At 46.0% G+C, this 23,332-nt stretch carries 16 protein-coding genes; 8 read left to right on the forward strand and 8 right to left on the reverse strand.

Annotated features, from left to right (window positions below):
* The first annotated feature begins 97 nt into the window (after positions 1-97).
* From HMPREF0671_RS08145 to HMPREF0671_RS08155, 3 genes are read left to right on the forward strand one after another with little or no spacing between them, the layout of a single operon-like run.
* On the forward strand, positions 98-505 hold the full coding sequence (locus HMPREF0671_RS08145) for a DUF2442 domain-containing protein (RefSeq protein WP_036899329.1): 408 nt from the start codon (positions 98-100) through the stop codon (positions 503-505).
* Positions 506-549: 44 nt separating this feature from the next.
* On the forward strand, positions 550-879 hold the full coding sequence (locus HMPREF0671_RS08150; protein ID WP_036899282.1) for a hypothetical protein: 330 nt from the start codon (positions 550-552) through the stop codon (positions 877-879).
* Positions 876-2,204: a retropepsin-like aspartic protease gene (locus HMPREF0671_RS08155; RefSeq protein ID WP_036899284.1), complete on the forward strand. Its 1,329-nt coding sequence runs from the start codon at positions 876-878 to the stop codon at positions 2,202-2,204. The genes HMPREF0671_RS08150 and HMPREF0671_RS08155 overlap by 4 nt, the downstream gene beginning before the upstream one ends.
* Before the next feature lie 91 nt (positions 2,205-2,295).
* Here HMPREF0671_RS08155 and HMPREF0671_RS08160 read toward each other — a convergent pair whose 3' ends face one another.
* The 4 genes from HMPREF0671_RS08160 to nagB form a co-directional block, all read right to left on the reverse strand.
* Complete coding sequence (locus HMPREF0671_RS08160) at positions 2,296-4,755, reverse strand: prolyl oligopeptidase family serine peptidase (RefSeq protein ID WP_036899286.1); 2,460 nt, start codon at positions 4,753-4,755, stop codon at positions 2,296-2,298.
* Between the two features lie 207 nt (positions 4,756-4,962).
* Positions 4,963-5,457 carry a hypothetical protein gene (locus HMPREF0671_RS08165; protein WP_084589747.1) on the reverse strand — a complete coding sequence of 165 codons (495 nt, stop codon included), beginning with the start codon at positions 5,455-5,457 and terminating at the stop codon, positions 4,963-4,965.
* Between the two features lie 307 nt (positions 5,458-5,764).
* Positions 5,765-7,756, reverse strand: coding sequence for a glucosamine-6-phosphate deaminase (locus HMPREF0671_RS08170; RefSeq protein WP_036899290.1), 1,992 nt, complete (start codon positions 7,754-7,756; stop codon positions 5,765-5,767).
* Between the two features lie 29 nt (positions 7,757-7,785).
* Positions 7,786-8,571, reverse strand: coding sequence for a glucosamine-6-phosphate deaminase (nagB, locus tag HMPREF0671_RS08175; RefSeq protein ID WP_036899292.1), 786 nt, complete (start codon positions 8,569-8,571; stop codon positions 7,786-7,788).
* A 226-nt stretch (positions 8,572-8,797) separates the two neighbouring features.
* On the opposite strand from nagB, the gene hflX reads away from it, so the two are divergent.
* The 5 genes from hflX (at position 8,798) to HMPREF0671_RS08200 (ending at position 17,847) form a co-directional block, all read left to right on the forward strand.
* Positions 8,798-10,048, forward strand: a complete 1,251-nt coding sequence (hflX, locus tag HMPREF0671_RS08180; protein ID WP_036899295.1) for a GTPase HflX — start codon at positions 8,798-8,800, stop codon at positions 10,046-10,048.
* 11 nt (positions 10,049-10,059) lie between these two features.
* Positions 10,060-11,922: a DUF4954 family protein gene (locus HMPREF0671_RS08185; RefSeq protein WP_036899297.1), complete on the forward strand. Its 1,863-nt coding sequence runs from the start codon at positions 10,060-10,062 to the stop codon at positions 11,920-11,922.
* A gap of 10 nt (positions 11,923-11,932) precedes the next feature.
* Positions 11,933-14,845, forward strand: a complete 2,913-nt coding sequence (locus HMPREF0671_RS08190; protein WP_036899331.1) for a pitrilysin family protein — start codon at positions 11,933-11,935, stop codon at positions 14,843-14,845.
* Positions 14,846-14,872: 27 nt separating this feature from the next.
* On the forward strand, positions 14,873-16,528 hold the full coding sequence (locus HMPREF0671_RS08195) for a fumarate hydratase (RefSeq protein WP_036899299.1): 1,656 nt from the start codon (positions 14,873-14,875) through the stop codon (positions 16,526-16,528).
* A gap of 149 nt (positions 16,529-16,677) precedes the next feature.
* Positions 16,678-17,847: an acyltransferase gene (locus HMPREF0671_RS08200; protein ID WP_036899301.1), complete on the forward strand. Its 1,170-nt coding sequence runs from the start codon at positions 16,678-16,680 to the stop codon at positions 17,845-17,847.
* A gap of 126 nt (positions 17,848-17,973) precedes the next feature.
* Here HMPREF0671_RS08200 and HMPREF0671_RS08205 read toward each other — a convergent pair whose 3' ends face one another.
* The 4 genes from HMPREF0671_RS08205 to HMPREF0671_RS08220 form a co-directional block, all read right to left on the reverse strand.
* Positions 17,974-18,942, reverse strand: a complete 969-nt coding sequence (locus HMPREF0671_RS08205; protein ID WP_036899303.1) for a FecR family protein — start codon at positions 18,940-18,942, stop codon at positions 17,974-17,976.
* A 67-nt stretch (positions 18,943-19,009) separates the two neighbouring features.
* Positions 19,010-19,594, reverse strand: a complete 585-nt coding sequence (locus HMPREF0671_RS08210; protein WP_036899305.1) for a sigma-70 family RNA polymerase sigma factor — start codon at positions 19,592-19,594, stop codon at positions 19,010-19,012.
* Positions 19,595-19,823: 229 nt separating this feature from the next.
* Positions 19,824-21,965: an alpha-N-acetylglucosaminidase gene (locus HMPREF0671_RS08215; protein WP_036899306.1), complete on the reverse strand. Its 2,142-nt coding sequence runs from the start codon at positions 21,963-21,965 to the stop codon at positions 19,824-19,826.
* A gap of 31 nt (positions 21,966-21,996) precedes the next feature.
* Positions 21,997-23,331 (reverse strand): endo-1,4-beta-xylanase, encoded by a 1,335-nt coding sequence (locus HMPREF0671_RS08220; RefSeq protein ID WP_036899308.1) that lies wholly within the window; start codon positions 23,329-23,331, stop codon positions 21,997-21,999.
* Position 23,332 lies beyond the last annotated feature (1 nt).

A 23,332-nucleotide genomic window follows, 5' to 3' on the forward strand; every position in this document is an offset into this window, starting at 1 on the left:
AAGGCAAACGACTTCAAAAAGATAGAGATGGTAATAGAAGAAAATAAAAATATTATCATTAAGGCTTGGAACAGATATTTCAATGGAGGAGAGTAATATGGAGATAAAAAGAATATGGTTTGATAAGGAATATATATATGCAATGGGAGCCAATGGGCAAACTTATCGTCAATCGTTGTTATGGTATCCTGCACTAAAAGAGGCTACCGAAGAGCAACGAATAAATTACACACTAGGCTCCGATGGAATCCATTGGAGACATCTTGACACCGACATCAGTTATGAAAGTTTCGAATACGAAGATGCAGAACCGACCTTACTTCAACGCTTTTTCCTTACGCATAAAGAGATTAATATCGCTGAGTTTGCACGTCGCACGGGGTTCAATGCAACCCTTTTGAGAAACTATATCAACGGATTCAAACGTCCATCGAAAGAACGTGAGCGTGAGATTCTAGAAGCCGTACACAGTATTGGCAAGGAATATACTGCCGCAACCTTTTAATATGGAATGGTAAGGTTTACCCACTAAAACCTTCCAATTGTATCATGCGAATTATCCACAACAGGTTTATACCTTTCAAACAGTACGATGCCATCAACCTCTTCGGACTGCTTTTCTGCCGTAAGGGAACCGGTATCACGCTCGAACTCATTCAGCACGAGCGCATACATACGGCTCAAATGGTAGAGATGGGGGGCGTTGGGTTCTATCTGTGGTACATGGTTGAGTGGCTCATTCGCCTCTTCATGCACGGCAGAGCATACACCCACATTTCTATGGAGCGCGAAGCCTACGCCCACATGCACGACCCTAACTATCTATTACACCGTCGCCACTACGCTTGGTGGAAATATTTAAGAAAGGAACATCGATGATTAGACAATTCTTCATAGCTTTATCGGCCATCTGTATGCTGTCGTGTAACGCGGCTACAGAACCTACTGACCAGCGCGTAAGCAACCTCATTGAACAAGAAGACTGGTTTACGTTGGATACAGAATATGTCTCATTACGCCCACATATCAAAGATACGGGCGTCCGTCTCACCGCCGATGCAATGCTATCCTATCTACAAAACAATCCACGCAAGTCCATTGCGTATCTCGACACATTGCTCACTCGACAGTTTTATCGTAAGAATCGCGAGACCTACTACCGTCTTTCCATGCTCAAATGCCGCATGCTCAACACCATAGGCCGTTATTGTGAAGCCACCATCTTACTGGGAGAAATGACTCGACTACGCAAGGCCGAGGGCGCCCATGAACAAGATTGGAAACCATTGGAGGCTTTCCAAGCACAAAACAAATCGTTGAACCATCTTCCCGGACCGGCTCTTCAACTTCCAAACAAAGATGTTTCTATACCGTTTACATTGCGAAGCATGCAGGCAAAAAATCAAGATGCATGGGTACAGAAAGCAAAGAAAGACTTCAAAGGCTATCTATTGACCGTTGGGGCGCACATGAACGGCCATCCACTACAAATGGTTTTCGACACAGGAGCATCGAAAACATTCCTCTCCGAGGCCACTGCCAAGCGACTGGGACTGCACTTCCTGCCCGACACCATCACCCTCAATGGCTATCAACAAGCCCGGCGAGCCTTCGTAGATAGTCTGCGTGTGGGCGAAATCACCTACCATAACCTCATCGTCTATGTAGGTATCTCGTCGCTCAACGAGCTTATCGGCACCACCATCGACGCCGTATTGGGGCTCGACTTCATCTCGGCTGTGGGCGAAACCCAGATACTTTTCGACCAACAACGGTTACTCTTTCCGCGCAAACAGACACCCCTACCAGCCTCCGGGCGCAATCTTTACCTCCAAAAAGTGCCTTACATGCGCGTCAACCAAGGCAACGAACATCTCACAATGGTATTTGATACGGGCGACACCACAGGCTCACTCTACTATCCATACTTCGACAAACACCGCTCAGAAATACTTCAATCGGCCGAAAAAGACTCCATTGCGCAGGTAGAATATGGCCGTGTCTATATTCGCGAAGTCTATATGTTGCCCCGGTTCAACTTTCATTTGGGCCGTACACCGGTCAATATCGAACAGGTATACGTAGACCCGAAGCCCAACGGATGGGTCTCTACTGTAGACGGAAGAATGGGAATGGATCTCGTACATCGCTTCCGTAAGACCACCATCAATCTACGCTCGATGTTCATAAGTGTCACTCCTTAATCGCTGCAAGGGCTCGCCAGCATTGCTGAAAAGTCCCGGCAGTAAAACAGCAAAGGCTCGGCAACGATGTTGCCGAGCCTTTGCAATAAACTCATTCGTCTATCGCCACCTTCGGATATAGGCTGTCCCACCATGCGGAATCGTCTTGTAAATACTTCGCAAACCATGCGAAGATGGTGTTCTGCCATTTCACTCGTTTCTTATAATCAAGTATATGATGGTCTTGTCCATCCACTACGACAAAAGCCGTGGGACGTCCCAATAACTTCAGGGCGTTGAACATCTGAATACTTTCTCCCAAAGGCACGTTATGGTCTGCGCTGCCATGCAAGAAGAGCAAGGGCGTATGAATCTTATCGGCATTGAATAATGGCGACTGATTGACATAGAGTTTACGGTCGGACCATGGATAACGGTCGCCCATAGACACCTCGCTATAGCTGTATCCCCAATAGCCTTCGCCCCAATAACTGGTGTGGTCGCTGATACCTGCATGCGAGATGGCAGCGGCAAATAAGTCTGTACGGGTCTGGAGATACTGTGTCATGAAACCGCCATACGACGCTCCGATGCAGCCAATCTTCTGCGTATTGATGTAAGGATGAACCTCACAAAACTTTCGTGTACCCTCAATGATGTCTTCGGCCACGCCCTGTCCGGCTGTGGCTACGTGTCTAGAGGCGAACTCCTGTCCAAACCCTGTGGCACCACTCGGATTGATCACGTAAACCACATAGCCCATAGCTGCATACAAGTGTTGCGGATAACGCGACTCAAAATTGCGGCTAGTAGGCGAACAACCGCCATAGTAGTTCACAATAAGCGGATATTTCTTGGCCGGATTGAAGTCAGCCGGCAGATAGAAACGACCGCTGATGGTGTCGCCACGACTGTTAACAAAGTCCCAAGCCTCGCACTTTCCTAGCTTCACCCCTTTGAGTATATCGCGGCTCAAATCTTCCACCAACTCCGATTGTCCGCTTTTCGTATTGAGCAGATAGAGTCTGTCAGAATTAGAAGCACTCATTCCACACCATGCCATCCGATCGCTTTGATTAGCCAAAGAAAACTCGGTCACCATGTCTTCCGGTACATCTATACGCACGATCTTACCATCAGCAGGCGACAAACGGAACAACCGGCAATAGTCTTTATCCAATGCCGAGAAATAGATTTGACCATCGGCGCGGCTCCACTCATACTGTGCAATAGACGGATTAAAGGAACGTGTGAGTGGCATTACGTGGCGTGTGGCTATGTCAAGCGTATAGAGTTGATAGTCGTACATACTGGGAATACGCCCTTCGGGTACGTTCTTCCCCACTCCACCAAAGCTTTCGGGCGAGCCCTTCACGACGAGACTACGGCCATCGGGCGAGAATTTTGCATCGGCTATAAAGCCATCATCGGCCACCAATGTCTCGGATTTCATCTCCTGAAGGTCTATACGTATGAGCGAATAGAGCGTTGTCGGACGCTTCGTCAGCCTACTTCGACTGGTCATGATGAGCAGATAACGACCGTCAGTCGATATATCTTGTACCACAACATTGTGAAAACCAAAGGTCAAAGGCTGTAAGATACCGGTCTCCACCTTATATGTACCGAGGCTTTTACGGTCGCGCCACCCCGGTTGACGATCGTCGGGTTCCACGATTTGGTAAATATCTTTATGCTCGGCAGGCCCCTGTTGCACGTTCGACACGATAATATCTTTCAGCGTAGGAGAAATCATGAACGAAGCTCCGATGGGTAATCGGGTGGCAAGCACACGTTGTTGACCCGTCTCTATATCCGTCATGGTTAGGCGAACTCCATCTTTTAAGCTCTCTTCCACATAATAGGCATTGCGTCCCGGCACCCATTTGAGGGTAGAGAGCGACTCAATAATCAACTTACCAGTAGCAACCTCTGTGAGGCGCCATACGAAATAGCTCTCTTCTTCAGGCTCTGTAATGCGGTAAGAGGTAATCTGATAACGCCCATCATGCGACAGTGAGACACCAGAAAACCGTTTACCATCAAGCACATCGCCCAAAGAATAACTGCGCTCGGCATCGGCATCAACCGACAGGAGCGACTCTTTATCGGCCTTGACACTCACCTTCAACGCTTCGCGACGCCCTTTACGCGACATATATTTAATGGTTACGAGGTGCGTTCCGGGCAAAAACGTCTGCTCGCCTTGGGCAGACTGTCCGTCAATAGTCACTTCATACGATTTCAAACCAGTGACAGAGATCTGTCCTTTCACATATCCTCGCGATCTAAAATTGAACTTTAACAGGTGCAAAGCGTATGCATCCGTGCTCGTAGGTACTTGTTTACCAGTGTATATCTTGCTTTCATCATTGGCTTGAACCATAAGACTCGTCTTCAAAAGCGATTCATCCGAGAATTTCTCGGCATTGATATCAATGCTGTCGAGCATCAAAGGACGATACACAGCATACGGCCCTTGGTAGCGAAAGGTGTTGACATCAATGGCATAGACGTTTGTATCGAGCCCCAAAAACAAGCATGCAAGAAGAAATAAGTATGACTTTTTCATCGTAATTTCATTTAAAATTAGAAGTATATTACTGCAAAAATAGGCTTTTTAATGCAAAAGACCATGGAATATCATACAACATTTGTCACACCGAAAGCAGCAATACTGAAAAAGAAGAGAAGGGATACTAAAAAGGACAAAAGAACATCAACCCACGTAGAAAGATACGAATCAGGTTGATGTTCTTTTGTCCTGAAATGGCAGATATTAAAACTCTAGCTCCAAACCTATCATTAATTCTTCCGGGGCAAAGCGTATACCCCATCCCGAATTGCCAATTTCGGCCTCTTCGCCACCAGTATAATGATTGCGATAACCAACAAAACCCATGCGCAGACAAAGGCAAAGCCCCTCGGTAAGGTCGACACATGCGCCCGGACGCACGCCTATTTCATAACCGTTTTTCTTACCCGTTGCCTCCGAAGTCTTGCGATAACTATAACCCACACCGCCATCCATAAATAGGTTGAAAGGCCCTTTATGTACATAATAATAACGGGCAAAGGGAGCCACTTTATAACTTGTGGTCTTCATTCCGTTGCTTTCTTTCTCATGTCCGAAACCTAACATGACGCCCACTCCCCATGTTTGATTGAACAAACGTCCGATTTCTGGATAGAAATTGAACGTATGACTATGCTCTTTCTGATTATTCCAATAGGTAAGAGAGCCACCTACAAATGTGCGAGGTCCATGTTCCATCTCCAAATGTTGTGATGGAAAAGTGTCATGATCACCAGCTCGGACAGAAGACCACACACAGGACTACAGGCATACCAATAGCAATAAATGTTTCATATTATAGTTTTTGAATGATTAATTATTAACAAAGCTACTGAAAACCTGTGAGGTAATAGAAAGAAAAGGAGCATCCAACAAGTAAATTACCTACAATTAGGTTAGGTCAAAGAGGTGTTTACAGTATCTATCCCCTATTTTTTGCACACTAAAAAAGGCGAAGATGTTTACACATCTCCGCCCTTATAAAGGTTTATATTAATTCCGTAAATTATAGAGGTTTGTACTCTACGAATGCCTCCATAGCCTCATAGCATGCCAAACCTAAATCATCGTACAACTTAGCTGTGCCACGGTTACGGTCTTCAGAACGCTGCCAGAACAGACGTTCGTCGTTTCCTAAGAACGGAGCACTCTCCATTTGGCTTGAATGCTTCAAGATACTGTTACGCTTAGCACGCAACTCTTCGGGACTCATCGGTACACACATCTCGATGTTTTCGATTTCCCATTCAGCCCAAGCACCACGATACATCCAAATACGGCAGTCTTTCAACCACTCAGCACCGGCTTCCTTCTCTACGTCAATAGCCGCCATAACAGCGTCGGTACACTTGCGATGAGTTCCATGAGGGTCGGCTAAGTCACCTGCAACATAGATTTGATGAGGTTTAACTTTGCGCAAAAGCTCCAAAACCACTTCCACATCAGCTTCACCCATAGGCAATTTCTCGATCTTACCAGACTCATAGAATGGTAAATCGAGGAAGTGAACGCGCTCCAATGGTACACCATTGTAAGTACAAGCTGTGCGAGCTTCACCACGACGAATCAATCCCTTGATGGTCAATATGTCGCGTGTATCCATGTCGCCTTCTTTCTTTTCGGCCAAGAACTTTTTGATTTCTTTGTACTTGCTCTTGATAACTTCATCTTTTTCGTCGCCGAAAATCTGATTGAAACCATTGATGAAGTGCATGAAACGAGTTACTTCTTCATCGCCAACAGCAATGTTTCCACTGGTCTCATAGGCTACATGCATCTCGTGTCCCTGCTGAACGAGGCGACGTAAAGTACCACCCATGGAGATAACATCATCGTCGGGGTGTGGCGAGAATACAATAACGCGCTTGGGGAATGGCTTTGCACGCTCCGGACGATTGGTATCGTCAGCGTCAGGTTTACCTCCCGGCCAACCGGTAATCGTATGCTGTAGGTCGTTGAAAATCTTGATATTGGCATTGTAAGCAGAACCATACAGCGCCAAAAGTTCTGATAATCCGTTCTCGTTATAATCTTTATTGGTAAGTTTTAAGATAGGTTTGCCAGTCTTCAAGCAAAGCCATACGAGTGCAGAACGAACCAACTTATCGGTCCACTTGCAAGAAGTTACCAACCAAGGATGAACGATACGTGTCAATTGGCTGGCTGCAGCGAGATCTATAACCACGTGAGCGTCGTTGTGAGTCTGCAAGAATGAAGCAGGAAGAGCGTCTGTAATCTGTCCCTCGACCATCTTCTGAATCACCTCAGCCTTTTCATCTCCCCATGCAGTGATGAACACCTTACGAGCCGCAAGGATTGTAGCGATGCCCATAGTGATGGAACATGGAGGCACAGGTTCTTGTGAACTGAAGCTCATTGTCATCTCTTCGCGTGATGTAGCATCAAGCAACATCAAACGAGAAGTAGTGGTAAGCCCTGATCCGGGTTCGTTGGTTGCGATATTACCGCTACGTCCTATACCCAAAAGAATAATGTCCAAACCGCCACATTCAGCTATTTTCTGCTCGTAAGCACGACATTGTTGCTGTACATCATCCTGCTTTACGGTACCGTCAGGACCATATACATTCTGTGGATTAATGTCTACTTTGTCTAAGAACATAGCATGCAATTGAGCCATAGCACTATGCTGACTGTCGGCATTCAAGGGGAAATATTCGTATGCGTTGAATACAACTACATTCTTAAAACTCAACTCTTTCTTCTCATAACGAGCTATCAACTCGTCGTAAACAGGCACCAACGACTTACCGGTACCCAAACCCAACACGCAATTGCGGCCTTCGTTGCTGCGCTCATTGATGAGTTTGCAGATTTCATCTGCTATATTTACGGCACCTTCTTCTACCTTTGCGAAAATCTCTGTAGGTACTTTCTCACAACGAGTGATTTCAGAACGCTCCACAGCCGTGCGTGGACGGTAGAACTCTTCAGGTACTTTATTCAGTACAATTTGTGAACTTAGATGTAATCTCATTATTTACCTCCTGTATAATTAAGTTCGTTTTACTTATGTTCAATATCCTTGAAGTAACGGTATGTACCCACTTTGAGTTCATCGGTAGCTGCCTCGTCGCATACAATAATACCATGCTTGTGCAACTGAAGAGCGCTGATTGTGAACATCTGAGTTACCGGTCCTTCTACCACTGCCTGCAAAGCGCGAGCCTTAGAGTGGCCGTTGATAAGTACCATTACCTCACGAGCGTCCATCACTGTGCCCACACCTACGGTCAATGCGTAAGCAGGAACTTTGTTCATATCGTTGTCGAAGAAACGTGAATTGACGATACGTGTATCCGTGGTCAATGTCTTCTGGCGAGTACGAGAAGTCAATGACGAACCCGGTTCGTTGAAAGCTACGTGGCCATCAACACCCACGCCACCGATAAACAAGTCGATGCCACCGGCCTCTTGAATCATTTCCTCATAGTGAGCGCACTCTGCTTCCAAGTCTTCTGCATTACCATTCAGAATATGGATATTCTCTTTTGGGCAGTCGATATGGTCGAAGAGATTGCGAGCCATAAACGAATGGTAGCTCTCAGGATGTGATTCGGGAAGACCCACATACTCATCCATGTTAAAAGTCAACACATTCTTAAACGACACTCTACCTGCCTTGCAAGCTTCTGCCAGTGCCTTGTACATGCCAATAGGCGAAGAACCTGTAGGCAAACCAAGTACAAACTTATGGTCTGGTGTAGGATTAAACTGATTGATACGATTGATAACATGCTCCGCTGCCCACTGAGACAGCTTCTCATAATCTTTTTCAATGATTACTCTCATGGTTGCTAATTAAGTTAGTTTACTTATTTTTTTGAATTAGCAAAGATAACATAAAAACATCAGAAAGTCGAACAAAACAGCAATTTTTCTTAAAGTTAATATTTTATAACGCACCATTGACAAGCCCGCTTGGCAAATACTAATCTTAGAGTATATAAAACTTAGGATGAAATGCCATATTTATGACTTTATTTCTTAACTTTGCATGGATTATAATACAATATACATGAAGGAATTTGTCATCTCAGAAGTAAAGGCCGAAACAACCGTACTCGTGGGACTTATCACGCAAAACCAAGACGAAGCAAAGACCAAGGAATACCTCGACGAACTGGAATTCCTTGCCGACACGGCCGGAGCCGTCACCGTCAAGCGATTCACCCAAAAGGTAGCCGGGCCTAGTCAGGTAACCTATGTGGGCAAAGGTAAGTTGGAAGAGATAAAACAATACATCAAAGACGAGGAAGAAAACGAACGTCCGGTGGGTATGGTCATCTTCGACGATGAACTGTCGGCTAAGCAGATACGCAACATAGAAGGCGAACTTGGCGTGAAGATTCTAGACCGAACATCGCTGATTCTCGACATATTTGCCATGCGAGCGCAGACAGCTAACGCCAAGACTCAAGTGGAATTAGCGCAATATCGCTACATGTTGCCGCGACTCCAACGCCTTTGGACTCACTTGGAACGCCAAGGAGGTGGTTCTGGTTCGGGTGGCGGAAAGGGTTCCGTAGGACTCCGTGGCCCCGGTGAAACGCAGTTAGAGATGGACCGTCGTATCATCTTACAGCGCATCACGCTGCTGAAACAGCGATTATTGGAAATCGACAAACAGAAAACCACACAACGCAAGAACCGTGGCCGCATGATTCGTGTGGCGCTTGTAGGCTACACCAACGTAGGTAAATCGACACTGATGAACCTCATGGCCAAGAGCGAAGTATTTGCCGAGAACAAACTTTTCGCCACACTCGACACCACTGTGCGCAAAGTTGTGGTCGACAACCTGCCTTTCCTATTGGCCGACACTGTCGGTTTTATTCGTAAACTACCTACTGATTTGGTCGATTCTTTTAAATCTACACTCGACGAAGTGCGCGAAGCCGACCTGCTACTACACGTGGTCGACATCTCACATCCCGATTTCGAAGAACAAATACAAGTGGTAGAAAAGACACTCAGCGAACTGGGTTGTGCCGAGAAACCATGTATGATAGTCTTCAACAAAATTGATAACTACACGTGGATAGAAAAGGAAGAAGACGATTTAACACCGATTCGTAAAGAGAATATCACACTTGAAGAGCTCAAACGCACTTGGATGGCACGACTAAATGATAACTGTCTATTCATATCGGCAAAGCAACGAGAGAACATCGATGAGTTCCGTAGCGTACTATATAAGAAGGTGCGCGAGCTACATGTGCAAAAATATCCGTACAACGACTTCCTCTATCCACAGATGGAAGGCTAAATCAGATAGACATGAGACAGTTGACAGACAAAGAAATCATCACACTTGAAGAGAATAATTGTTGGGCCGAAGACTGGACTGCAATACAGGTAGCCGAGGATTTCATGCCTAATTATTTGCATCGGGTCATGTTTTACGGTGACATAGAGTTGGGCGAATTTACCAAAAATGTCGAGGTAAGCCGCGGATTCATGAAACATAGTGGTATCAACAACGCCACCCTGCGCAACGTTTCTATCGGCGACAACTGTCTCATAGAGAATATCGGCACCTATATCAACAACTATACGATAGGCGACGACTGCTATATCGGCAACGTGGCAATGATGGAAACAGCCGAAGGAGCGACTTATGGAGAGGGTAATCCGGTCTCCGTGCTCAACGAATCGGGCGAAGGCAATCTGCTACTCTTCCACAATCTCAGCAGTCAATTGGCCGCCCTCATGGTGCTACATGCCGAAGACAAACTGTTGCGCGACGCCCTCCGACGTCTCATTCATGAGGATATTGAGCGCCGTATGCCCGACCGTGGCATCATCGGTAACAACGTGAAGATTGTCAATACCAAAGAGATTACCAACACCATCATTCACGACGACTGTGAAATTAGTGGTGCCGAACGACTCTGCGACTGCACAATTATCAGTTCACCCAATGCCAGTGTATTTATTGGAACGGCCGTCATCTGTGAAAATTCCATTATCTGCGACGGTTCATCCATCACCAACGGTGTAAAGATACAAGATTGTTTTGTAGGCGAAGCGTGTCAGTTGAACAATGGTTTTACAGCAACTAGCAGTGTCTTCTTTGCCAATTCCAACATGAGTAAGGGGGAAGTCTGCTCAGCTTTTTGCGGTCCTTTCAGTACCAATCATCATCAAAACAGCCTGCTATTGAGCGGCATGTTCTCGTTTTACAATGCCGGTAGCGCCACTAATTTCAGCAACGATTGCGGTAAACTGGGGGCTATCCATCATGGTATTTTAGAGCGCGGATGCACTACAGAGAGCGGTTGTCAACTGGTCATGCCGGTGCATATCGGCGCATTCTCTACATGTTCCGGTGTTTTAACGCATCATCCTGATACCCTGTCAATGCCTTTCTCACAGCTCAAAGCAGTAGGTGACACCGTATATCTGAAGCCGGGCTACACACTCTGCACTGCCGGATTGTATCGAGACATACACAAGTGGGTGAAGCGCGATGTGCGCGTTCATGCCATTCAGAGAAGCATTGTCGACTTCGACTGGTTGAATCCTGTCACCATAGGAAGTATCGTCGAGGGTAAAGAGATACTCGAACGCCTGCGCGAAGCATCGGGAGAACACGCTCCCACCTATTATTATCATGAGCACGCAATATCTGCCGCCGACTTAAAACAGGGCATCCAAAACTACGATATGGCCTTGCACATCTACATGGGAGCGGTATTGAAGCAGCGTATAGAGCAGAATGAAGCCGAACAACCCTACGCTCAAACGGGCTGTGGACAATGGAGTGACCTTGCCGGTATGCTCTTACCGAAGAGTGAGGAACGTATGCTAATCAACGACATCAAGCATGGTGACATCGAGACGGTGCAAGACATCATCGACCGATTGGTTGACATCCACGAGTCGTACCGGGAATATGAGTGGGCTTGGACGTACCGATTGATACTCAATTATTACCATCTGACCGAGCTAACCGATGATGCCACGGAGCAAATCATGCAAGATGGTATCGCAGCTCGACACATGTGGGCAGACCAAATTCGCAAAAATGCTGAGCAAGAATTAACATCAAGCGATGTGGAAAAGAGTGTATTGAGCGATTTCATCAATATGCTAAGTCGCGAAACAGAACAAAACGAAGAGAACAGTATAACATTATAAATTCATGAAAATGATTAAAACAAAGAGAATCATTGCCACTGTCATGGTATTAGCATGTTCCGTCATGGGTATGCAAGCTAAGGATTATCACTACACGACAGTCAAAGGCGACCCCATGCAGACGCGTATTTATACGCTTGACAACGGTCTGAAGATTTATCTAAGCGTCAATAAAGATGCACCACGCATCCAAACCTACATTGCCGTACGAACCGGTTCGCGCAACGACCCAGCTGAAACGACAGGCTTGGCTCACTACTTGGAGCACTTGATGTTTAAAGGAACAAATCACTTCGGTACCAGTAATATGGCAGCCGAGCAACCCCTACTCGACTCTATTCAGAATCGTTACGAGGTCTATCGCACCATCAAAGACCCAGCAAAGCGCAAAGCTTGGTATCACAGCATAGACAGCTTGTCGCAGTTGGCAGCCAAGTATAATATCCCAAACGAATACGATAAGATGATGGCCAGCATCGGAGCAGAGGGTACCAATGCCTATACGAGCAACGATGTGACCTGCTATCAGGAAAATATCCCGGCCAACGAGATTGAAAACTGGGCCAAAGTACAGAGCGATCGTTTCCAAAATATGGTGATTCGTGGCTTCCATACCGAACTTGAAGCTGTGTACGAAGAGTACAACATCGGCTTGGCCAAGGACGCCCGGAAAGTTTGGGATGCTCTCAATAAAAAGCTCTTCCCTACTCATCCCTACGGAACACAGACTACTATCGGTGTGGGCGACCACTTGAAAAATCCTTCTATCGTCAATATCAAAAACTACTTCAAGAAGTATTATGTACCCAATAATGTAGCTATCTGTATGGCCGGTGATTTGAATCCCGACGAGACCGTAGCCTTAATCGACAAATATTTCGGTGGATGGAAGAAAAGTGAGAACCTCTCACGCCCAGAATTCCCTGTTCAACCCAATCTCACTGCTGTTGTTGATACGACGGTTATAGGTATCGAAGCAGAAAACATGATGATGGGATGGAAGTTTGACAAGGCTTCTTCTTTGCAGAATGATACGCTCGAAGTCATCAGTTCGCTGTTGTCAAACGGCCGTGCCGGTCTCTTCGATTTGAACTTGAATCAAGCCATGAAAGTACAAGGAGCAGGCACAGGAGTCAATGCTTTGACCGATTATAGCGAATTTATAGCTGTGGGGTATCCTAAAGAAGGCCAAACATTGGAACAAGTTCGCGCCCTCATCTTGGCCGAGATTCAAAAGCTGAAAAATGGAGAATTCTCCGACGATTTGCTTCCCTCGATTGTCAACAACATGAAGCGAGCTTACTATGCATCGCTATTGAACAACAATTCTCGCGCTAGCCAGTACGTCGATGCGTTCATCAATGGTATCGAATGGGAGCAGGTTGTGAATCGTATGGACCGTATCTCGAAGATGACAAAACAACAGATTGTAGAGTTTGCTCGCAAATATTTCGGTCAAAACTTCGTTTGTGTATACAAGAAGACAGGCGAGGATAAGACCATCAAGAAAATAGAAAAGCCGGCTATCACGGCTATTCCGACCAACAGAGATAAGAGTAGTGAGTTCTTACGTAAGATAGCTGCCAGCAAGCCGGAGCCTATACAACCTCATTTTGTAGACTTTAAACGCGACTTAACATTCGCCAAAACTGGCAAGAAACTGCCAGTAGTATATCGACAAGAGGCCAACGACAAGCTCTTCACTATGATGTATCGCTACGAATTTGGCAAACAAAGCGACGTAAGATACGACTATGCAGCCGGCTATGTAGACTTATTGGGAACAGACAAATTATCTGCCGACCAAGTGAAACAGCAATTCTATAAATTAGCTTGCGACTTCGGTATCAACGTATCTGATAATGCTATCACCGTCAGCCTGTCCGGATTGAACGAAAACATGCCTGCCGCTGTGGCATTGGCCGAAAATGTTTTGAAGAACATGAAGGTTGACACAGAGGCTTACAATCAATATGTGGGTCTGATTCTAAAGGGTCGTGCCGACAACAAAAAGTCTCAATCGGCCAACTTCAGTGCCCTTTCCAGCTATGGAATCTATGGCGAATACAATCCTCAACTGAACCAATTGTCGGCTTCACAACTCAAGCAGACCAATCCACAGACGCTCGTCGACCTCATCAAAAACCTGAGCAACTATGAGCACACCTTATATTATTGTGGTCCGTCGAGCCTCGCTGCCGTCACTAAATTGGTAGACAAGCAACACCGTATGGGCAAGAAATTGATCAACATACCCACAAAGAAAGAGTATCAAGAGCAAACCACAACACAGAACGAGGTGCTGTTGGCTCCTTATGATGCCAAAAACATCTATATGATGATGTATCATAACGAGAATACACAGTGGACTCCGGAACGCGCGACCATCGAAGCTGTCTTCAACGAGTACTTCGGTAGCGGTATGAACGGTGTTGTATTCCAAGAACTACGCGAAGCTCGCGGACTGGCATATAGCGCATCTGCCCGATACATGACGCCTCGTTTGAAGAATCATCCGGAATGGGTACAGACCTATATCATATCTCAGAACGACAAGATGTCGGACTGTATACGCGTCTTTAACGAGATTCTTGACACCATTCCACAAAGCGAATCAGCCTTCCAATTGGCAAAACAAAGCCTCACCAAATTCTATGCGAGCGTTCGTACGATGCGCGGTGGGTTCTTCAATGCGTACATCAATGCCAAAAACCGTGGCTTGGATTACGACTTGAACAAGAAGATTTATGAGACATTGCCAAGCATCCAACTCAAAGATATCGTCGACTTCGAGCAGCAACACATGGCTCGCAAGCCTTACCGCTACATCATCTTAGGCAACGAGAAGAATCTGAACATGAAGGAATTGGAAAAGATTGGTCCTGTGAAGCGCGTATCTACAGAGACTATTTTCGGATATTAAACAACCTATTATAGATTAAAAAACATTATGGCAAAAGCACCAGATTTCAAGTATGCTCCCATGTTCCAAGTGGGAAAAGACGATACCGAGTACCGTCTTTTGACCAAAGAGGGAGTCAGCACTGCCGAATTTGAAGGCAAACAAATTGTAAAAGTGAGCAAGGAAGCTTTGACCTTGTTGAGTCAGCAAGCTTTCCACGACTGCGAATTTATGCTCCGTCGGGCACACAACAAGCAGGTGGCAGCCATCCTTACCGACCCCGAAACATCGGAAAACGATAAGTATGTGGCTCTCCAATTCCTACGCAATGCTGAGACAGCAGTTAAAGGCGTGCTCCCATTCTGCCAAGATACGGGGACAGCTATTATCCATGGCGAAAAGGGACAGCAGATTTGGACAGGCTTCGAAGACGAGGAAGCACTCTCTCGTGGTGTATACAACACCTTCACACAAGACAATCTGCGCTACTCACAGAATGCTCCGCTCAACATGTACGACGAGGTTAATACACGTTGTAACCTTCCCGCTCAGATAGACATCGAAGCCGTTGAGGGTGCAGAGTATCGCTTTATAATGGTAGCCAAAGGTGGTGGTTCGGCTAACAAGACCTATTTCTACCCCATGACCAAAGCTACCATCCAAAACGAAAGCACATTGTTGCCTTTCCTCGTTGAAAAGATGAAGAGTCTCGGAACGGCAGCTTGCCCTCCATACCACATCGCATTCGTCATCGGTGGTACCTCGGCCGAGAAGAACTTGCTTACCGTAAAGCTCGCATCTATCAAGTATTACGACAACTTACCCACCACAGGCGACGAGACCGGACGTGCTTTCCGCGACATCGACTTGGAGAACAAGTTGCTTGAAGAAGCCCACAAGATTGGCTTGGGTGCACAGTTTGGCGGTAAGGCTTTGGCTCATGACATCCGCATTATCCGCCTTCCACGCCACGGAGCAAGCTGTCCTATCGGTATGGGTGTAAGTTGTTCAGCCGACCGAAATATCAAAGCTAAAATCAACGCCGATGGTATCTGGTTGGAAAAAATGGACGACAACCCCTCAGAACTGATTCCTGAAGAGTATCGTAAACCCGGAGAGGGCGCACAGGGTATTACCATCGACCTTGATAAGGGTATCGATGCTGTACGTGCAGAACTCACTAAATACCCTGTATCTACTCGTGTGAACCTCAAAGGTACCATCATCGTGGCTCGCGACATAGCCCATGCTAAGCTCAAAGCTCGCTTGGATGCTGGCGAAGATATGCCACAATACTTCAAAGACTATCCTATCCTCTATGCTGGACCGGCCAAGACTCCGGAGGGATATGCCTGTGGTTCGATGGGACCAACCACTGCCAACCGCATGGATCCATACGTAGATGAATTCCAAGACCATGGTGCCAGTCTCGTGATGATAGCCAAAGGCAATCGTACACAAGCTGTTACCGATGCATGCCAAAAGCATGGTGGCTTCTATTTGGGGACCATCGGAGGCGTAGCCGCAGTCCTCTCACAGAGTTCAATCAAGAGCATCGAGTGTGTGGAATATCCCGAACTCGGCATGGAAGCCATTTGGAAGATTGATGTAGAAGACTTCCCTGCTTTCATCTTGGTAGACGATAAGGGCAATGATTTCTTCAAACAACTGAAGCCTTGGAGCCCCAGCTGTCCTATGAAGTAAACACTTCGAGTTTCAATATAAAAATCCCTGCACCATTAAGGTTGCAGGGATTTTTTGTTTAACATTCTCATGTTAGGGGGCAGAAGATACCAAAAGAAATCGCTACCTTTGCCCCCATTACTACTAATACAAATTTTTCAAAACATCAAATGGATAAGAATAACATCTATCTAGCCTCTAAACCGCGCTACGAAATACTCGACGGACTGCGTGGAGTGGCGGCATTAATCGTCGTGGCTTTCCATCTTTTTGAAACCTACTCAGCCGGTCCTAAGTTCCAAATCCTCAACCATGGCTATCTAGCTGTGGACTTCTTTTTCGTCTTATCGGGCTTCGTGATAGGCTACGCATACGATGATCGTTGGGACAAGATGTCTACTTGGAATTTTATCAAGCGCCGTTTAGTACGCCTTCACCCCATGGTTATCTTCGGTTCTTTCTTCGGTATGTGCATGTTTTACTTTGGTGCCAGCGAGGTATTCCCGATGATTTCAAACACTCCTTGGTGGATGGTTATCGTCGTATTCCTCTTCACCTGCACCATGATACCGTTGCCCAAGTCGATGGATATACGCGGATGGACAGAGACCAATCCACTCAACGGACCAGCATGGTCGTTACAATGGGAGTATTTGGCCAACTTGCTTTATGCTCTTATCATTCGCCGTTTCTCCAAGAAAATGCTCATGGTGTGTGTCGCTCTCTTTGCTTTGCTCACCGTCAACCTATGTTTAAACATTGACCTCGGCGGCATTTTGAAGCCTCGCGAATATGCCATTTATACCGTGATAGGTGGTTGGAGCCTTACTCCCGACCAACTCTTAATAGGCAGCACACGCCTGCTCTACCCCTTCTTCATGGGATTGCTCATCTCTCGTATGGGACGACTGATAACCATTCGTGCTGGATTCTGGTGGTGTTCACTGCTTGTTGCCGTCTTACTCGTGATGCCTTATGCCGGCGCCGAAGGCTCTCCTTGGCTCAATGGCGTTTACGAACTCATTGTCATCTTGGCTTGTTTCCCACTCATTGTTGCTATAGGCGCAGGCAGTAAAGTCACCGACAAGCACTCGGCAGCTGTATGTAAATTCTTCGGAGAGATTTCCTACCCGCTCTATATCACCCATTATCCACTGGTATATGCACAGATGGCATGGAAAGAAACACATCCCGACGCTCCCCTACATGCCCACATCATGTTGTCGGTAGGCCTCTTCTTCATCGCTATCATGCTAGCCTACGCTTCTTACAAACTCTACGATATGCCAGTAAGAGAGTGGCTCAAAGGCAAACTATTTGCTAAGAAAGCAGTTGCATAATAGCCTTTTGAATTTCTTTCAAAAGGTAATAAGATACAAAAAGGGCTATCTTCCGAATAAGGAGACAGCCCTTTTATCTTATATATTAATCACTATATTTCTGTCATTCAGAGAATTTGGTTCTGCTTAGCGACTCAATATTACTGACTTGTCAGTACGACTCACCTTGCAACGATAGAGATCTGATATAACAACCATGCACTTACCAAAATCCGACGAAGGCAGTGTGCCGGTGAAATAATCGTCGGTATTGACATTCTTCAGTTCTATTTCAACACCATAGACAACACTCAACTTCTGCACCACCTGCCGTAACGGCACACTATGGAACACCAATTCATGGCGTTGCCAAGCTGTATAATAAGCCTCATCTTCATCAAATGGCTCCACCGAAAAGTGTCCGGTGTGACGGTTAAGCACACATCGTTCGTGAGGTTTCACTGTAATTTGCTCCTGTGTTTTCATAGAACGGAGAGACACAGAACCCTCGAAAAGGCACAACGTCACCGTAGCCGACTGTGGATAATTAGTGAGATTAAATTTCGTTCCAGTCACTGTGACACTCATATCGGGCGTGTGAATGATGAACGGATGACGACTATCACGATGCACTTCAAAGTAACCTTCGCCTTGAAAATCTATCTCTCGTTTGTTAGGTGTGAAAACCTGAGGCCGATACGATACTGTAGATTGCTCGTTTACCTGCACATGTGTACTATCGGGAAAAGTAATACTTGTCTGCTCACCATGGCGCGTAGAGATGGTTAGAAGATTATCGGTGGATCGCAAACGTTCGTAGCTTAAATAGCCCAACCCTATCAAACAGATAGGCAATAGCACCACAGCCACTCGCTCTAAGATGTGCCACAGCCGACGATGCAATGTCTGTGAACCACTGATTTGCTCATCCAAACGCTCTTGAATGGCATCTATTTCAGCCTCATTGACGTGTGATGTATCAATATCCTCCTGCCAATGAGCTTCCATGGCAGCGCTCTGTTCAGCATCAGTCGACTGGTTTACAAATTCACGGAACTGCAATAATTCCTCCTTTGTCAACCTTCCGGTCCTATATTTTTCCTCTATATTGGTCATAACCTTATCTTTATTATTATTGGAATAGACATGAAATCATGTAAGATATACCGATTTTTATGCTTTATTAATAAATCATCAGCCATAACGTAAACGCTCCATAGCCCGCTCGATTGATGAAAGCCATCAGCTGCTTAAGCCCTAATGACAATTGGTTCCTCACCGTTTGTTCTTTCAGATTCATGAGTTCGGCAATCTCTTTGATACTTTTCTGCTCGAATCGCGACAACTCTATGACTCGCCGCTGTGTGGGTGGAATCTGCTCAAGTCCATTCCTGATGATGCGTACAAAGTCGTCATAATCCATCTGTGCGCCGTTGCTCTCTGTACCAAGACTGTCTACATAGTCCACGTAGTCTTCAAAACGAGGACTGTTAAGAGTAGCCCTGTAAGCATTGATAAGCAGATGGCGTGCTTTGATAAAGAGCAGTTTGAACAGTGTTTTCTCCTGTTTTATCTCGTGACGATGAGTCCATATCCAGATAAAGGTATCTTCCACTATCTCACCCGCAGTCTCGTTATGATGACAATATTCCATGGCAAAGGCCATAAGTCTATGTGCATACATGCGATAAAGATTGTCAAAAGCCCATTGAGAGTCGTGTTTGAGCAGCCAAATCAGCATATCTTCTTTTGTTGATGTCATGTTCATGTGATGCCACTTATTTTATTAGGTTCTTTCAAAAGGTCATATCGTTAAAAGACTAACTGTTTTTCAGAACTCAAAAGTAGGCAAAACCAAACAGAAAACCAAACTTTATGCCTAGAAACATACTCTTATCTATCACTTCAACTCTTATCTATCGTATTTGCCAACCGCCGTTCGGAAGATTCTATCAACTCGTCCGAAGGAGGTTGGCAATTGACACTTATTTCACCATTTAGCGAAGGATGTCGGCCACAAGAGCCTCCATCTGTACCTCATTGAGCTTCACCGGCGTGTAGTTCACCGGCTTTTTGCTCCATGCAATTTGGTATCCATAGTAGTCGGGCTCTATCATCTCGATACCCCGAACACGCTGACGCCATACGTCGACAAACATTTTCCACTCTTCATAATAGAGAGTTTTGAGCATACCACTCCACTCTTTAGCTGCATAGTCGTGCACGGTAGTATTGGGATTCCAGTCAGGTCCCCAGAAGGTTAACTGCATTTTGGCATTCTTCAGAGCCAAAGCGCGGTCGCCCTCCGTCTTCCCGAAACACGCTGCTTTACCCAACCACCGGTCTAAGGTGAATCCCTTGCTTTGGGCAAGGAGGGTATCCTGACGCAACAAAAGGTGGAGGAAACGGTCGGAAGTACGCTCAAATCGAGCCACATCCTTAGCCTCAATAGCTGCTATCATGTCATCATAAGCGCGGTTTCCCTTATCCGATTGCACCTGACGCAGCAAATCAAACATATCGTAGGAGTAAGTTTCTGAATTGGAAAAGGCCGCACGTGCTTTCATAAAGCGTTTCACACCTTCCTTAAAGAAGTCCATATCATAGTATCGGGCACGTACTCCCCACGATGAGGTATTGACTACTTTAGTACCCGGACGAGCGCAGAACACGCTCTCAGGAAGACCATATTTCTCAGGCACACTGGCATAGATGGTCTGCAAGAAAATGAGCCAAGCAGCATAAATATCCTCATTGAAAGCTCCATAACGATAGGTAATGTAAGACCGAAGCCATTCTTCTACATTGATTTTGCCGTCGGTCATGGGGGCATGGAGCACCAAATCGTAGACCACCGGATTGTTGTTGATGCCCTCAGGCATGATACCTACACCTTTCAAACAGTTTTTATAAGGGCTATGGCGTACCTTATCTATCTGCAGGGCAATGCGCTGTAACTTACCATACATGCCACATTGTTCGCCAAAATTAGACACAACACACCATATAAAAGGAGTACCGCCATAGGCCTGTGTCTGCTCCCACACTTCAGAATTCTCACCGAAAAGATCGACCACCAACACTTTTTCGCGATTAAGTTTAGCTAATAATGCCGGCTTAGGATTGCCACTCCACCCCTGTAATACCCATGTACTTCCGGGGAAATGACGCTCCATGGCGCTTTGCACTGCCAAACCGCAGTCTGAAACATTCAGCGTTCCAGTGAGTCCACCTTCGTGGAAGAGGTCGCCTCCAAAGTATTTCAGGTTAGTACCATAGAGCTTTTTCATCTCATGATAATACACGTCGGCCATATCTCCAAAGAGTTTACCGGTAGGCTTGAGGATGTCCGGGCGCTCGAAGAATCCCCACATACCTTGTGGAATCACAGCATCGGCATGTCGATCGCGAATACTTCTAGATACCATACCATAGAAACCTTGCATCACCGGTCGTATGCCCAATGCCTCCATGCGCCCCAACAATCGACGAGCCATCTGTGCCTGACCGTCTATAAAAGTCTGTGACACAGGACCACCCCAACCTTCCAAATTGCCCATAAGCCACCAAGCTGTATAACCGGGACCGGGAATAAAATTGCGAATTTGCAGATCGGTGACGCCAAACTTGCGGAGTGTGTTCTGCCAAACCTTTTCCATACCGATGGGCATGAGCATCAAATTGACACCATGAAGAGCCATCCAATCTAATTCATGCTCCCAGTCTTCCCATTGGTAGAACGACATGGTATAGTTGAAAGTGCAATAATTAAGGGCATAACGCAATGGCATGTCAACTCGACGAGTTACAGGTGAGGTTATTTCGGGCAAACGATTGACCGGTCCAAGGTTATCTCCCATGTGCGACATGGAACGGTGACAGTAGTCTTCCAAATAATGGTTGAGCCCCATACAAGCCACATTCTCGCCTGTAGCTTTGATAATGAGTTTACCATCATGCGTAGCCAAGGTGAAAGTTTCAACCTTATCGGTCTGTGGCAGCAACTCAAACATCACCTTATCTTTAAGCCATGGTACGCGACGGTCTACCAATGACTGTACACCGGCGAAGCGATTATCGGCCATGCCCATGACGGTAGTCAACCAAAATGATAACAACAACAGTATATGCTTCTTCATTCTGAATATCTTCTAAAAGATGATTATATCACTATTTCACTTCTATTTCTTTTTTACATTCCTTGCCTCGGCGGTCTTTCCACGTCAGTAGATACTTCCCACGGAAGCCACGGAAACGCAAGGTACGGTCTTTTGCCAAACGAGTTTCAAACTTTGTCTTCCACTCTTGATTGATAAGATTATCTAAAACGGTATAGGCAGGCTTCTCAACCATGTGCTTATCGTAAATACCTGAGTAGGAAGGCTCGCCCGAAGCACCACCACCATCAACCACATTCCACCACGTAATGGCTTCTACCGTGGGATAACTGAACCACAACCGATACAAATTGCGAGCTATCACAGCCTGAATCAGCTTGCCATGCTCAGTGGTATCGGGAGCACAGACAGTCACCTCGCTCACATGAATGGGCAGGTCGGATGCTTGTAAGCAGTCGAGTTTTTCTTCTAAAAGAGCCGGAGCAATATAAGGATCTTTACCCTTTGCAATATCAGCAGCCTCCAATGGGTCGAATATATGCATCTCTATACCGATATGATCGATACGCGAACCTCGACTTACAAGGTCGCGAGTTAGTTCTGCATAGCGTCGATGGAGTGTCGCCGGACTGTGCATATCTACATCGTTGATATTGAGTTGCACATTGGAGGGGAATACCTCTCTAGCCCACTGGAAACATTTGAAAGTGTAATCATCAGGCATCATGCCACGATTAGCCTGATCAATGGGTTCGTTTACCACATCCCATAGATGCACACGGTCGCCATAACGTTGTGCCAAACGATTGATATGAGCATGGAATATGCTGTCCATCATGAGTCGATTGTCGGGCATCCAAGTGGGATGTCCATGCAATCGAAGTCCGTAGACAATTGCATGCCCCTTCGTCATGATACCCTTGGCATTGCAAAAGTCTACAATGGGGTCGGTAGGCGGACGCCGAAAGATGTAGGAACTACTACTTGTGAAACGCGGATGTCCCTGTTCCGGTTCCAATGTCTTCCAATAAAAGGGAATCGTAGCAGCATTGAAAAGCGTGCCAAAAGTATCTTCATATTTACGATTCATGGCCGGTGTGGCCAACTGTCCATAGACAAATATGTTACCGCCAAAGATAAAGGAGTGGCTCAACTGTTCTACCTTAACTACTGTTCCAGGCTTCACGTCTTCCAAATAAATGGTAGCCGAAGCCTTACGATATTGTTCTATACGATGGTCTATAGCATTTTGGAGAGAATCGTTCCACATCTTCCAGTAGTCTGGCGCCATCACATGACATACGTCTTCGGCCGCTCGATGAGGCACTTGAGCGGAAGAAAAGGAACAGATAAAGCTGAAAAGAAAAATAAAGAATAGGTATTTCATA

The organism is Prevotella sp. S7 MS 2 (assembly GCF_000762865.1).
Taxonomy (GTDB): Bacteria; Bacteroidota; Bacteroidia; order Bacteroidales; family Bacteroidaceae; genus Prevotella.